Source organism: Tumebacillus flagellatus (genome assembly GCF_000714935.1).
GTDB classification, from domain to species: domain Bacteria; phylum Bacillota; class Bacilli; order Tumebacillales; family Tumebacillaceae; genus Tumebacillus; species Tumebacillus flagellatus.
The window spans coordinates 1-12,644 of sequence record NZ_JMIR01000011.1; the positions used below are offsets into that span (position 1 = coordinate 1).

The 12,644-nt window shown below is 56.6% G+C and carries 13 protein-coding genes; 8 read left to right on the forward strand and 5 right to left on the reverse strand.

The window, feature by feature from the left end; all coding sequences use genetic code 11:
* Window positions 1–28: 28 nt before the first annotated feature.
* Window positions 29–244 carry a hypothetical protein gene (locus EL26_RS09060; protein WP_038087174.1) on the reverse strand — a complete coding sequence of 72 codons (216 nt, stop codon included), beginning with the start codon at window positions 242–244 and terminating at the stop codon, window positions 29–31.
* A 326-nt stretch (window positions 245–570) separates the two neighbouring features.
* On the opposite strand from EL26_RS09060, the gene EL26_RS09065 reads away from it, so the two are divergent.
* From EL26_RS09065 to EL26_RS09075, 3 genes are all read left to right on the forward strand, one after another.
* The gene (locus EL26_RS09065) at window positions 571–759 is read left to right on the forward strand and encodes a hypothetical protein (RefSeq protein ID WP_038087177.1); all 189 of its coding nucleotides are present in this window, start codon (window positions 571–573) and stop codon (window positions 757–759) included.
* A gap of 73 nt (window positions 760–832) precedes the next feature.
* The gene (locus EL26_RS09070; protein ID WP_052036172.1) at window positions 833–2,137 is read left to right on the forward strand and encodes a stalk domain-containing protein; all 1,305 of its coding nucleotides are present in this window, start codon (window positions 833–835) and stop codon (window positions 2,135–2,137) included.
* Window positions 2,138–2,282: 145 nt separating this feature from the next.
* Window positions 2,283–3,320 (forward strand): stalk domain-containing protein, encoded by a 1,038-nt coding sequence (locus EL26_RS09075; RefSeq protein WP_152559220.1) that lies wholly within the window; start codon window positions 2,283–2,285, stop codon window positions 3,318–3,320.
* A 95-nt stretch (window positions 3,321–3,415) separates the two neighbouring features.
* Here the strand turns inward: EL26_RS09075 and EL26_RS09080 are convergent, their stop codons facing one another.
* Window positions 3,416–5,071: a peptide ABC transporter substrate-binding protein gene (locus EL26_RS09080; RefSeq protein ID WP_038087182.1), complete on the reverse strand. Its 1,656-nt coding sequence runs from the start codon at window positions 5,069–5,071 to the stop codon at window positions 3,416–3,418.
* Between the two features lie 311 nt (window positions 5,072–5,382).
* Between EL26_RS09080 and EL26_RS09085 the strand changes: the two genes are divergently transcribed.
* Window positions 5,383–7,611 (forward strand): ATP-binding protein, encoded by a 2,229-nt coding sequence (locus EL26_RS09085; protein ID WP_038087186.1) that lies wholly within the window; start codon window positions 5,383–5,385, stop codon window positions 7,609–7,611.
* A gap of 46 nt (window positions 7,612–7,657) precedes the next feature.
* On the opposite strand, the gene EL26_RS09090 is transcribed toward EL26_RS09085, so the two are convergent.
* On the reverse strand, window positions 7,658–8,158 hold the full coding sequence (locus EL26_RS09090) for an NUDIX hydrolase (protein ID WP_038087188.1): 501 nt from the start codon (window positions 8,156–8,158) through the stop codon (window positions 7,658–7,660).
* A gap of 79 nt (window positions 8,159–8,237) precedes the next feature.
* Here EL26_RS09090 and EL26_RS09095 point away from each other — a divergent pair, with 79 nt between their 5' ends.
* Window positions 8,238–9,161 carry an ATP-dependent DNA ligase gene (locus tag EL26_RS09095; protein ID WP_238546084.1) on the forward strand — a complete coding sequence of 308 codons (924 nt, stop codon included), beginning with the start codon at window positions 8,238–8,240 and terminating at the stop codon, window positions 9,159–9,161.
* An 86-nt stretch (window positions 9,162–9,247) separates the two neighbouring features.
* On the opposite strand, the gene EL26_RS25425 is transcribed toward EL26_RS09095, so the two are convergent.
* Entirely contained in the window at window positions 9,248–9,385 is a 138-nt protein-coding gene (locus EL26_RS25425) for a hypothetical protein (protein WP_161780690.1), read from the reverse strand.
* Between the two features lie 158 nt (window positions 9,386–9,543).
* On the opposite strand from EL26_RS25425, the gene EL26_RS09100 reads away from it, so the two are divergent.
* Window positions 9,544–9,882 carry an Mpo1-like protein gene (locus tag EL26_RS09100; RefSeq protein ID WP_052036173.1) on the forward strand — a complete coding sequence of 113 codons (339 nt, stop codon included), beginning with the start codon at window positions 9,544–9,546 and terminating at the stop codon, window positions 9,880–9,882.
* A gap of 76 nt (window positions 9,883–9,958) precedes the next feature.
* Here the strand turns inward: EL26_RS09100 and EL26_RS09105 are convergent, their stop codons facing one another.
* The gene (locus EL26_RS09105) at window positions 9,959–10,741 is read right to left on the reverse strand and encodes a TatD family hydrolase (protein WP_038087191.1); all 783 of its coding nucleotides are present in this window, start codon (window positions 10,739–10,741) and stop codon (window positions 9,959–9,961) included.
* A gap of 235 nt (window positions 10,742–10,976) precedes the next feature.
* Here EL26_RS09105 and EL26_RS25430 point away from each other — a divergent pair, with 235 nt between their 5' ends.
* Together EL26_RS25430 and hflX are read left to right on the forward strand one after the other, a co-directional pair.
* Window positions 10,977–11,123: a hypothetical protein gene (locus tag EL26_RS25430; RefSeq protein ID WP_161780691.1), complete on the forward strand. Its 147-nt coding sequence runs from the start codon at window positions 10,977–10,979 to the stop codon at window positions 11,121–11,123.
* 90 nt (window positions 11,124–11,213) lie between these two features.
* Window positions 11,214–12,593: a GTPase HflX gene (gene hflX / locus EL26_RS09110; protein WP_202962851.1), complete on the forward strand. Its 1,380-nt coding sequence runs from the start codon at window positions 11,214–11,216 to the stop codon at window positions 12,591–12,593.
* Window positions 12,594–12,644 lie beyond the last annotated feature (51 nt).

Sequence of the window (12,644 nt, forward strand, 5' to 3'; positions counted from 1 at the left end):
CGCCATCCATCGGCGGTTCGGGCTTTTTTTATTGCCGGGCGTACTCTTGCGCGTGCGTTTCCGGTGCCGGTCGGGCAGTTTGCTTGCCGGTGAACACCCAGACCGTCTTGCGCAAGATGAAGCGGCCGCTGCGGAACGTGTAGCGCGCGATCTTCAAGACCGGGCGGAAGATCCGAAACGACGCGATCACCGTCACCCGTCTGGAAGCCGGGCGTTTGAGGTCTTCCATCAGAACGAGAGACATAGATGAGACCACCTCCTGAAGCCTTGGATGCTCTACTTTACGCACCGCCGGCTTGCCCGATACCCAAATTTCGACAGCTGCGACAGGAAATTGTGAAGCGTCGTCGAATAGGTTCAATTGGGTTTATTTTCCGGATTGTCGGGCGGCATTTGTTGTCTCGCACTGTCGAAAACCTAGTGAAAAAAGCGAAAGATTCCGGGCTTGGTTACCAACATACCCCCGAGTTTCTCCGCGTACTCTCTAAACGTCAACGTTCACCGTGCATATACAAAATTTTCAAGCTGTTGGGGCCAATTCCCGTTATAATACAAGAGGAGGGATTCAACATGAAACGTCAGTCGGCAGAGCTTCTGAATCTGGATAAGGCTTGGAAAGTCAGCATGCCGCTTCCGAAGTTGACCCAAGCGAAGCAATACAAACGCATCCTCTGTGCCCTCGGCCATGAAAGCGCGGAGCCGGAAGAAGTGCAAGACGGTTGGATCGTGCGCTGGCGTCCGCAGAAACGGCGTGCCTAGCGCGTCTACATAGCTTCGTGCGGAGATGGGATACTATCCCACAACCAAAACCGGAGAGGAGAGCGGGAAAGAAATGAAAAAAATCACGTTGGCGACGGTGCTGACGGGCGCGTTCTTGGCATTTGCGCCCGATCTGCAGCCTGCTCATGCCGAACTGCCTTTACAGGTCGTGCTCAACGGGCAGCATGTGCAATTCGACGCACAGCCGGAGATCGTCAATAACCGCACGATGGTGCCGATTCGCGCCATCGCCGAATCGATGGGCGCCAAGGTGTCGCTCTCGGGCTCGAACTTTTTTACCGTGGAAAAAGGGGACAAGCGCATCCGCCTCACGTTCGATTCCACGGAGGCGTACGTCAACGGCAGCCGCGTGACGCTGCCCGTGCCCGCGTATGTCAAAAACAACCGCACCTACGTACCCGTGCGCTTCATCGGCGAGACGTTCCAAGCGTCTGTCGGGTTCGTGCCGCCGACGAACACGGTGGAAATCCGCACGTCTGCAGACGACCGGACGCTGCGTTTTCCCGTGGTCAGCGACATACACGTGCAAGCCTCGGACCCCGTCTCGCAAAGCAAGTTTCGCGCCGCGCTCCAAGACCTCTACAACGTCGACCCGGCGGCTGACGTCATGGTGCTAAACGGGGACTTGGGCAACGGAAAGCCGGCCGACTACGACACGCTGCGGTCGCTGGTGGCGAACAACCCGCATCCGGTGACGATGCTCTACAACATCGGCAACCATGAATTCTACAACGCGTGGTTCAATGCGAAGGGCGTCTATGCGCCGAACACGTTCCCCAACGGCGAGAGCGAGTCGATGGCGATCAACCGCTATCTGAAGCTGTCAGGGGAATCGAAAGTCTACTACGACAAGTGGATCAAGGGCTATCATTTTATCTTCCTCGGCGCGGAGAAATCCCGTCAATCCGATCGGAGCATCGGCGACGATGCGTGGCTTTCCCAAGAGCAGCTGAACTGGTTGAAGGTCAAGCTTTCCGAAAACCACAAGGCCGGACAGCCGGTGTTTGTTTTTTTGCATCAGCCGTTGCCAAAGACTGTCACGGGCTCGTTCTGGCAAAGCGCAGACCGAGGCGTCGTGCAGAGCGAGCAACTCAAAGCGATCCTCTCGCAAAACCCGGACGTGCTGTATTTCAGCGGGCATACGCACGGGGCGCTGAACTCGCCGCGCACGATGGTGCAAGACGGGTTCACGATGTTCAACTCCTCGGCGGAGGTCGGACCCGACGACAGCGCTCCGAGCGCCTCAGAGGGACTGTACGTGGAAGTGCACCCGGACAAAGTCATCGTGCGCGGACGCGATTTTGCTCACGGGGTCTGGGTGCCGCAAGCGCAGTTCACCTTGCCTCTGAAGAAGTAGGAACCTCCTCTATTTGAACTATTCTAATCTCCCTGAAAATCAGGGAGATTTCTTTTTTGTGACAAGGCAGGAAAATTGTCAAAGAGAGGCGAATTTTGTCTACTGTGCTCATTATGAGAGAGAACTGGATGCGGAGGAGACAGCAGTGAAAAAACTCGCAACAGGTGTTTTCGCACTTTTCGCTCTACTAGGAGTGAGCGCAGATGCGTACGCGTCAGCACCGATTCAAGTCCTTATCGACGGACAAGTACAGCAGTATGACCGACCGCCTCTGATGTACATGAACCGCACGCTCGTGCCGATGCGCGGAATTTTTGAAACGTTGGGCGCCAAGGTCTTGTGGGACGGAGCCACCGATACGGTCACCGCCATTCGCGGCACATCCACCGTGTCTTTGAAACTCAACTCCACGACCGCTTACCGCAACGGACAACCTTACACGTTGGACGCGGAGCCCCGCTTGGTTGACGATCGGACGATGGTGCCGATCCGTTTTGTTGCGGAATCGCTCGGGGTGGATGTGGCATGGGACGAAGAGAAACAGCAAGTCCTCATCAACACCAAGCAGCAGGGAAGCGACCCCGATCCGACGACGCCAACGTCGCCGACAACCCCGACCCCGCAGCCTGCCACACCGCCGGGCACGTTGATTCCGTTCCCGTACCCGATCAACTCGTCGGTGATCACCAATCCGGCGAACCGTTCGTTTGTGAAGCGGCAAGAGACGCGCTACGTCGTCATCCACGAAACGGTCTCGCAGACCACGGCGCGCGGGCAATTAAACTACTTCAACACCCAGAACGCCTACGCGAACGCGCACGTCTTCATCGACTGGAACGAAGTGCTGCTGACCTTGCCGCCCGATGAAGTGGCGTGGAGCGTCGGCAAGCCCGGCAACTCGTTTACGTTCAACATCGAACTCTGCCATGTCAAAACGGCAGCCGACTTTGCCAAGGAGTGGGAGATTGCCACCAGCTACGCTGCGAAGTGGTGCCTCGATTCGAACCGCGACCCGATGACGACGATCGTCTCGCACCACGACATTTCCACCAGGATCGGCGGCACCGACCACACCGATCCGGACGAATACTTCAAGGAATACCACAAGACGATGGATGACTTCCGCCAAGATGTCGCTTCGAAAATCAACACGATGAAAGCCCAAGGCAAGCGCTGGCAATAGCGCTGTCCTTGGGTTTTTTATTAGGAAGAAACGCGACGACAAAAAAAGACCCGGTCCCGAGGGCCAGGTCTTTTTGGTAGATGGCGTTCGAAAGCTTACTTGTTCTTGCCTTCGATGTACACGCCCTTGAGGTCGTAGTCCGGAGCGGACACGTTGTTTTGCCAGCCTTTGATGTACTGACGGGAAACGCCGGAGGATGCGCGGAAGAAGATCGGGCCAACCGGCATGTCTTGCATGAGGATCTTCTCTGCGTCGTACAGGTAGGACATACGCTTCTTCGCGTCCGGCTCGGTTTGAGCGGATTTGATCAGCGCGTCGTATTTCGGGTTGGAGTAGCCGTTTTCGTTGAAGTCGCCGCCGGTGATCCACATGTCGAGGAAGGTCATCGGGTCGTTGTAGTCAGCGCCCCACAGGGAAACGACCATATCGTAGTCGCGAGCGGTGGTGCGTTGCAGGCGGAGCTTGAACGGAACGTTCTCGATCTCGACGTCTACGCCGAGGTTTTGACGCCATTGTTCTTTGATGAACTCAGATGCTTTCTTGGAGACGTCGCCGTCGTCGGAGAGCAGCTTGAGGTGCGGGAGTTCGGTCAGGCCGAGCTCTTTGAGACCTTGAGCGAGGAATTCCTTCGCTTTCGGTCCGTTTTCTTTGCGGTTGATCAGGTCGCCGTTGTCTTTGCGGAAGTCGCCGCCGTTGCCGTTGGAGGTGCCGGTCGGAACGAAGCCGGTAGCGCCGGAGGTACCGTTGTGGTACACGATGTCCGCGTATTGGTCGCCGTCAACTGCGTAGGTGAACGCTTTGCGGATGTTTGCGTTGGTGAAGACTTTGTTCTTCTCGTTGAACTGGAAGTAGCCGTTGGTCAGTTCCGGGATGACCACGTATTCCGGCTTGTCTTTGTAACGGTCTACTTGGTCGCGTACGAGGCCGATGCGGTCGAGTTGACCGGATTCGTAGAGGTTTTCGAGCGCGCCGGAGTCTTTAACCACTTGGTAGTTAACTTTCTCCAGTTTCACGTTCGCTTTGTCCCAGTAGTTGTCGCTCTTCACGAGGGTAGCGGATTGCTCATGCGTCCAGTCGGTGAGCTTGAACGGACCGTTGGAGATGACTTTGTCCGCATCGGCGCCGTTTTTGTCGCCTTGCTTTTCTACGAAGTCCTTCTTCTGCGGGAAGAAGAGCGGGAAGGCCATTTGTTCTGCAAAGAACGGAACCGGGTGGTCGAGGGTGACGACGAGGGTGTGGTCATCCTTCGCTTTTACGCCGACTTCGTCAGCAGTGCCTTTGCCTTGGTTGTATGCGTCGCCGCCTTTGACCCAAGCGACCATGAACGCGTATTGCGATGCGGTCTTCGGATCGAGGGTGCGCTTCCAGGAATATTCGAAGTCACCTGCGGTGACCGGGGTGCCGTCAGACCATTTCGCGTCGTCGCGGAGGTTGAAGGTGTAGGTCAGGCCGTCAGAGGAAACTTGCCAGTCTTTCGCAACGCCCGGCTGTGCTTTGCCGTTTTTGTCAACGCGGGTCAGACCTTCGTCGATTTGGCCGAGGACACGGAATGCGATGTTGTCGGTCGCTTTCGACACGTCGAGGGACGGGATTTCGTCACCGAGTGCGAGGTTGATGACTTGTTCGTCTTTGCTGCCGCCGGAGGAAGAGCTGTCGCCGGAGCTGGAGTCGTTGTTGCCGCAACCTACGAGTGCCACGCTGGAGAGCATGGTCACGGCAAGGCCGATGGAGAACCATTTTTTAGCTTGCATCTAAGTATACCCCCTAAGTAAATTGCTACATCAGTTTATCTTTCTGTTCTCAACGAGTTGTAGCATACCATAAGACACTCAAAATTGAGAAGGGTTACACTTTTCGGGATTCTTTTTTCTATTGCAAGTTGTCTCGCTTTTTCGAAGACAAACTCTTTTTTTCTACTCCATATGAATGCATTCTTTCTTCGAATTGAAATGATCCTAAATTTGGAGAATTGGGAACCTTTTCGAATCGGTTTTGAGAAAGAGGAGAGCGATTCCAGTTTGTCGAATGAAGTCGAAGTTGATTGTGGAAGGGAGGCATGGGATTGTCGATCAAACGCAAACTGGCGATTTTCTTCACCATTGTGGTCTCGTCGATACTGATCCTCAACAACGCGCTTTTTTATTACAACACGCGCGGCGTGTTGATCAATGAACAGCGCGAACAGATGGAGGGGATCGCCCGCGAGATTGGAATTGCGATGGAGCAGTCGGAGCAAGGCTCTCAATATGTAGAAGAACTTCTTGGTGAACGTCTGCGTTCAGCCGCCATCGCAGCCCAAGCCTCGCTCGATCCCGACATTGACAAGGTGACCAATGAACAGTTGGTGGAGCTCAGCCGCCAATTGGGAATCTCGCATATCACGCTTTTCAAGAAAACAGCAGACGACATCGTCGGTCTGAAGTCGTCCGATCCCAAAGAGATCAACTTGAGCACGAAGGAATGGGGCGTCTTCCGCGAGGCGATGGAGCAACTGTTGCGCGGTGAGGACGTTCACGTTTCCGAGGGGCAGGCGCTTCCGCATTATTGGGCCGGCCCGATCGACGTCGCGTCCGCCGACCCCACGCAAGTTGACAAGTGGGGCTATTACTACGACGGCACGACGAACTACATCATCGATCCGTACGTCAACGACACGTACATTCGGCAGTACGAGAAGTTGACCGGCGCGCAGGCGATCGTCGACCGGACGCTGACGAACAACACGGAGATGCTGGAGATCACCGGCTTCAACCCGAAATCGTTCGGCAAAGCGCCGATCGTCACCAACATCAACAACGCGCAGTACATTCAGTTGCAGAACCGGCCGATCTTCTTTGGGAACTACACCTACCAAGACCCGCAAGACGCCGCCAAAATCGCAGAAGCGTCCTCCAAGGGGCAGATCGTCACGTGGAAGACCACCGTTAACGGCAAGGCGGTGATCAAAAACTACATTCCCGTCCAAACCAGCAAGAATCCGTACGTCCTCGGCCTCGTCACCGATTATGCGGCAATCCAAACCGTTTTGAACCAACAACTGTTGCGCAACACGGTGATTTCCTTGATCATGCTGGCGGCGGTGTTCGTGTTGGGATATGTGATCGCGCGAATCGTCGTGCGTCCCGTGCAGCAGATCTTGCGCAAAGTCAACGACATGGCGCGGGGCAACTTCGAAGCCCGCATCGACTTGCGCACCAAGGACGAGTTGGGAGAGTTGGCCGACCGGGTCAATTCCATGTCGCGAAACTTGCAAGCGTATACGGAAGAACTGCGCTCGCTGTACGAACACAACCCGTCCGCGTTGATTTCGCTGAACCTCGCGGGCGAGATCCTTTCCATCAATCCGGAGGCGGAGCGCATCTTCGGCTATTCCTCCGTGGAAGTGAAGGGCCGCCCGTTCGCCGAACTCGTCATTCCCGATGAGCGGAAAAAAGTCAACTTCCACGTGGCGGCTTCGGTCGATGGACACTACCAAAGCTTCGAAATGAACGTCCTGCGCAAAGACGGCGAGCAGTTTGAGCTCGGCGTCCGCCATTTCCCGATCATGGTCGGCGGCGAGACGGTCGGGATCTACTCCATCGGCAAGGACATCACGGAAAGCCGCCGCACCGAAGAGTTGCTGCGCAAGTCGGACAAGCTCTCGGTCGTCGGCCAACTCGCCGCCGGGGTTGCGCATGAAATTCGCAACCCGTTGACCGCCATCAAGGGCTTTGTGCAATTGATCCGCGACACCAAGGGCGCCAAGGACGAATACTTCACGATCATGCTCTCCGAACTGGACCGCATCGAGCTGATCATCAACGAATTCCTCGTCCTCGCCAAGCCGCAAGCGGTGCATTTCCAAGAAAAAAACATCGTGACCCTCTTGCAGAGCATCATCGCGCTGGTCGAGACGCAAGCGATCTTGAACAACATCCAGATCGAACTCACCGCCGCGCAGGACATCCCGCTGATCCAATGCGAAGAGAATCAATTGAAGCAAGTGTTTATCAACATCCTCAAAAACTCCATCGAAGCGATGCCAAACGGCGGCGTGATTCGCCTCGGCGTCGAGTATCTGGCGTCGTCCGAACGGTTGCGCGTGCGCGTCGTCGACGAGGGGCAAGGGATCCCGGAAGAGCGCATCCCCAAACTCGGCGAGCCGTTTTACACCACGAAGGAAAAAGGCACCGGCCTCGGTTTGATGATCTCCTATAAGATTATCTCCGAACATCACGGCAAGATGGTCGTCCGGAGCACGTTGAACGTCGGAACGACGGTGGACGTCTACCTGCCGACCCAAACGCCATAAAAACAGACAAAACCGCACCCCGCCGCATGAACGTGGTGCGGTTTTTTTAATAAGCGTCCCACTCCTCAAAGCGTTCCATCTCCGATGAGAGGACATCTTCCTGAACAAAACGCAGCGCCAGGCGCACGAGGGGTGAGGTGTTGGCGTCTGTGAACTCGTCAAGCGCAACCCAAGTCAATCCGGCGGAATCGTTGGCTTCTGTGCCGTTTGGTTTGTTGAGCCATTGGGAGACAGGGGCGCTTGCCGCCTGTTCCTCCGGTGTCACTTCGTAGAATACCGCGATGTGATGCGTGTGTGTCGTCTCACGGAACGGAAAGCGCACGAGCACATCCGCCGTGCCGATTGTCTTCCGTACTTGGACATGTAGTCCGGTCTCTTCTCGAAACTCGCGTGTGATCGCTTCCAACAGCGACTCTTGCGGATCGAGACTGCCGCCGGGCAAGTCGTACCGGCCGCGATAGGGACCGGCCGCTTTGCGGATGACGAGCAAGCGCTCGCTCTGTTCGTCCAAGCAAATTCCGTACACCCCGAAATGACGATGCCACATAAAAATCACCTCCCTGATCATCATACAGGGAGGCGGTACACTTTGGAAGACAAAACGCAGAGGGGTCGTGACCGCGCACTTGGAAAATCACTGGTTACAGCCGATTTCGCCGATGTTGGCGAGTTTTGGAGAGCAACCGTTCGACGATGAGAACTATTGGTTTGACGTGAAGTGGGGGCGGCATCTGCTCCTGCATAAGCAAGGGGGCCGCGTGGAGGCGTATACGAGATTCGGACGCCGCGTGACGGAGCAGCTTCCGGAAACACGAGACGCGGCGGAAGAAGTGCGGGACGAGACGGTGGTGCTGGCGTGCGAGGGCATCGTGTTGCAAAACGGCCGTCCGGTGTTCGACGCCTACTTGCACCGTTTGCGCCTCACCAACTCGGTTTCGATCCAAAAAGCGCTCGTCAGCCATCCGGTCACGTTCGTCGCGCTGGACGTGCTGATAAGCAATGGGAGGGAGCAGTTTCAGACACGACTCCAAGAGCGTAAAGTACGCTTGCGGGAGATGTGCACCGGAACTTCCGGTGTCCTGATGGTGCCGCCGTATCTGCGCGGCGAGGGCAAGCGTCTCTACGCCGAAGCGAAAGCCCGCGGGTTGGAAGGCATCGTCGCCAAGCGCGTGGGTTCGCTCTACACCCCGAACTTGCGCTCCAAGGATTGGATCAAGATCAAAGTCCCGCACGAGATCGACTGCTTGATCTTGGGCTATCGTCCCGACCCGCCGTTTGCGCTGGTGCTGGGACTGCACTTTCCGACGGTTCCCGCCAAGCCGGTGGGCACCGTCGAGCAGGGGATCACCCCGGAAGAAGCGGCCGCTTTCACTGAAATTGCCGCCCGCATCCACATCCGCCGCAACGGGGCGGTGCAAGAGATCCAGCCCCGGCTCTGTTGCCGCGTTCAATACCGCGACATCACCGAAATGCACCAACTGCGCCAAACGGCCTTCCACGGGTTCCTCGTTGACAAAAATCCGGAGGACTGCTGCTGGCACGGAGGCTAGTCAACTTCGGCCTGACAAAAAAAGGACCCCAGCACCGGCTGCGGTCCCTGTTCTATTTTGGTAAGGTTTTGGTAAGATTGAAAAAACTACGCCATCATCACACCGCGGGCCTGCATTACTTGCATCGCTTGATCATACCACGTGTTGACCTCGGTTTCCGTTTCAGAGGCGATCAATTTGTCGACAAGATGCAAGAGTTTTTGAACATCATCATACGTAAGCATCTTCTAGTTCCTCCCGTCGTGGAATGTGGCGTTGCCTTTATCAGAATAATATAAAAATAATAGAGGAAAGGCAAGAGGGAATCGACCCTTTCCGACAAATATTTTATTTAGGTGCAAGGTTTGGTATTCTGGGAACAAAACGAAGAGGAGGCGTGCCGATGTATCGCTCTTATGAAGAGTTTTGGGTCTATTACGTCAGCGAACACATGAAACGCTCCACCCGAATTTGGCATGCTGTCGGCACGTTCGGCGTGGTGGTGCTTCTGGTTTGGATTCTCTGGCAACAGGCATGGTGGTGGTTGCTGTTGGTTCCGGTGCTCGGCTACGGCCCGGCTTGGTTCAGCCATTTCTTCCTTGAGAAAAACCGCCCCGCCACGTTCACGTACCCGCTATGGTCGTTGCGCGCCGACTTCCGCATGTTCAGACTCCTGCTCCTCGGGCAGATGGGCGTGGAAATCAAAAGAGCGGAAACCTGGTTGGCGAACCAGAAGTTGTGAACGTAGATACCCTGTAAGCCAAAACGTCAACCCAAAAAGAACCATCTCCGTCACCGAGGCGCGGGATGGTTCTTTTTTACAAACGGGGTTCAAAGCGGTAGCAGGCGGCGGTGTTCCCTCGCACGCGGCGCACCAACTCTTCGGGCATGAGGTGTTTCAATCGCGCCACCGGTCCAACCATCTCCTGGAGAAATAGCGGCGTCGTCCTGCGCCCGCCGAACACCGGCCCCTCATGCGGCCACGGCCCGTCCGTTTCCAGCAAGAGTTGGGGGAGCGGGACCAGGCTCGCCAAGCGTTGATCCCGCTCGCGGTGGCACACGTCCGGCGTCACCGACACGTAGTACCCGGCGTCCAGAATCTGCTGCAAGTCGTCCGGAGCGGCTTTCAGCCAATGAAAGTGCGCACGCGTTACGCCGTGGCGCTGAAGCGCTTGAAACGCGAGCGGGGCTTTGTTATGCACGGCGTGCAACACGAGCGGCAGGTCGTGCTCCCGAGCGGTTTCGGCAAACGTCCCCAAGAGCTCCGTCCACGCTTCCAACGCGCCGGCTCCAAGCTTCTCCACTTCATAATGAGGCAACCCGACTTCGCCGACGGCGACCAGTCGATGCCGTTCTTGCCGGATCAACGCGAGCAGTTCGGTCACGTCGCGCTCCGGCGGCACGGGGTATTCCGGGTGCATCCCGACCGCCGCCCGCACGAAGTCCGGGTACCGCACTTGCAACTCCAGCGTCCGATACGACGACCGCAACCCCGTGGACACCGCCACCACGCTCTCGATTCCGCCCTCGCGCCACGTCTCGATCAACGACTCCAACTCTTCATCCGGATACATCTCCACATGCAAGTGCGCATCGATCATCCCGCGCCGCCTCCTTCTCTCTACATAAGTATACAAAAAAAGAGCAGAGACAAGTTCCGTCTCTGCCAACATAAATAGGTGTAGGGTAAAAAAAGGTCGTACCTCTATACTAGCGAAACCCACCTCTGTGAGCACCTGCCCAAAAGTACAGTTTTATTCGGAAGCCGAATCAATTGCATGAAACGGAGGTTTCTGGAAAAACTACCTTCACAATCCGAAATGGAGGTGGCGGACAATGGGGATCATCATCGGTCTGCTGGTGGCTGTCGTGTTGTGGAAGTTGCTCAAACTTTCGGTGGTGGCATTGGTTTGGATCGCGATCATCGGAGCGATCGTCGGCGCGATTCCGACGTTCATGCGCCGTCGTCGTGCAGGGAGATAAACAGGTGAAAACGGGAAAGGGCGGCGCAGGAAGCCGTCCTTTTTTCATGATGAAAGAGATGTGGTAGAATGGGGAGGAAAGTTGAGGGTGATGCACATGCATGAACTGTATGACAATCAAGGGCGCACCGAGCGCGCCGTTTTGGTCGGGTTGAAACTCGCCCGCCATGACGACGAAATTTGGCAGATGGCGTTCACGGAACTCAAAGGGCTGGTGGAAACCGCCGGCGCCGAAGTCGTGACCGAACTGATTCAAAACCGCGACTTGCCGGACCCGGCCACCTACATCGGCAAGGGCAAACTGGCGGAATTGAACGCCGTGATCGGCGAATTGAACATCGACGTCGTCGTGTTCGACTCGGAACTGTCGCCCAAGCACGTTCGCAATTTGGAAAACGCTCTGTCGTGCCGCGTCCTCGACCGCACGCAGGTGATCTTGGATATCTTCGCCATGCGGGCGAAAACCCGCGAAGGCAAGCTGCAAGTGGAACTCGCGCAATTGCATTACCTCATGCCGCGCTTAACCGGTCAAGGGGCGGCGATGTCGCGTCTTGGCGGCGGCATCGGGACGCGGGGACCGGGGGAGACGAAACTGGAGACCGACCGCCGGCACATCCGCGGGCGCATCCTCGAACTCTCCCGCCAGCTCGACGAAGTGCGCAAACACCGTGACTTGCACAAAAAACGCCGCAAAAAGCAAGAGATTCCCGTCATCGCGTTTGTCGGCTACACCAACGCCGGCAAATCCACGCTGATGAAAGCGATCGTCGAGCGCTACGGCAACGGCAACCGGGAAGTAGCCGAAGGGCGCAACCGACTGTTCGACACGCTGGACACGACGACGCGGCAAGTGCAGTTGCCCGACGGCAAGACGGCGATTTTTTCCGATACGGTCGGGTTTATTCAGCAGTTGCCGCACTCGTTGATCCGCGCGTTTCGTTCGACGCTGGAAGAGACCGCCGAGGCGGATTTGATCGTGCATGTCGTCGACGCTTCCCATCCGGGTTTTGACGTGCAGATGGCGACTGTGTACGACGTGCTCCAAGAGCTGAAAGTCCTCGACCGTCCGATCCTCACCGTGTTCAACAAAATCGACCTCGTGCCCGGCGCGTGGATCGGCAACGACCCGAACTCCACGGAGACGGTGCGCGTGTCGGCGACGCTTGGCGACGGGCTGGACACCCTGATGGAAAAAGCGAACGACCTCGCGGGCGTTCGCCATCTGCTCGTGACGGTGGAAGTTCCTTATAAGGAAGCGGCGCTGACGGCGCAAGTGCACCGCGAGGGGCGGATTTTTGAAGAAGAGCACCGCGAGTCGGGCACTTATCTGAAAGCGGAAGTTCCGCAACGCCTGGCGGATGAGCTGAGCGTCTACTTCCTCCAAGAAGCGGAAGAAGTCGTGCCGCCCAAGGAAGTCAAGAAGTTGTACTTCGACTTCACGACGCCGGAGTCGGACGATGTGTTGCACTAGAAGCGGCGCTTCTGTCGACGTCGGCAACGGAAGGAATCGTAGGAGGGCATC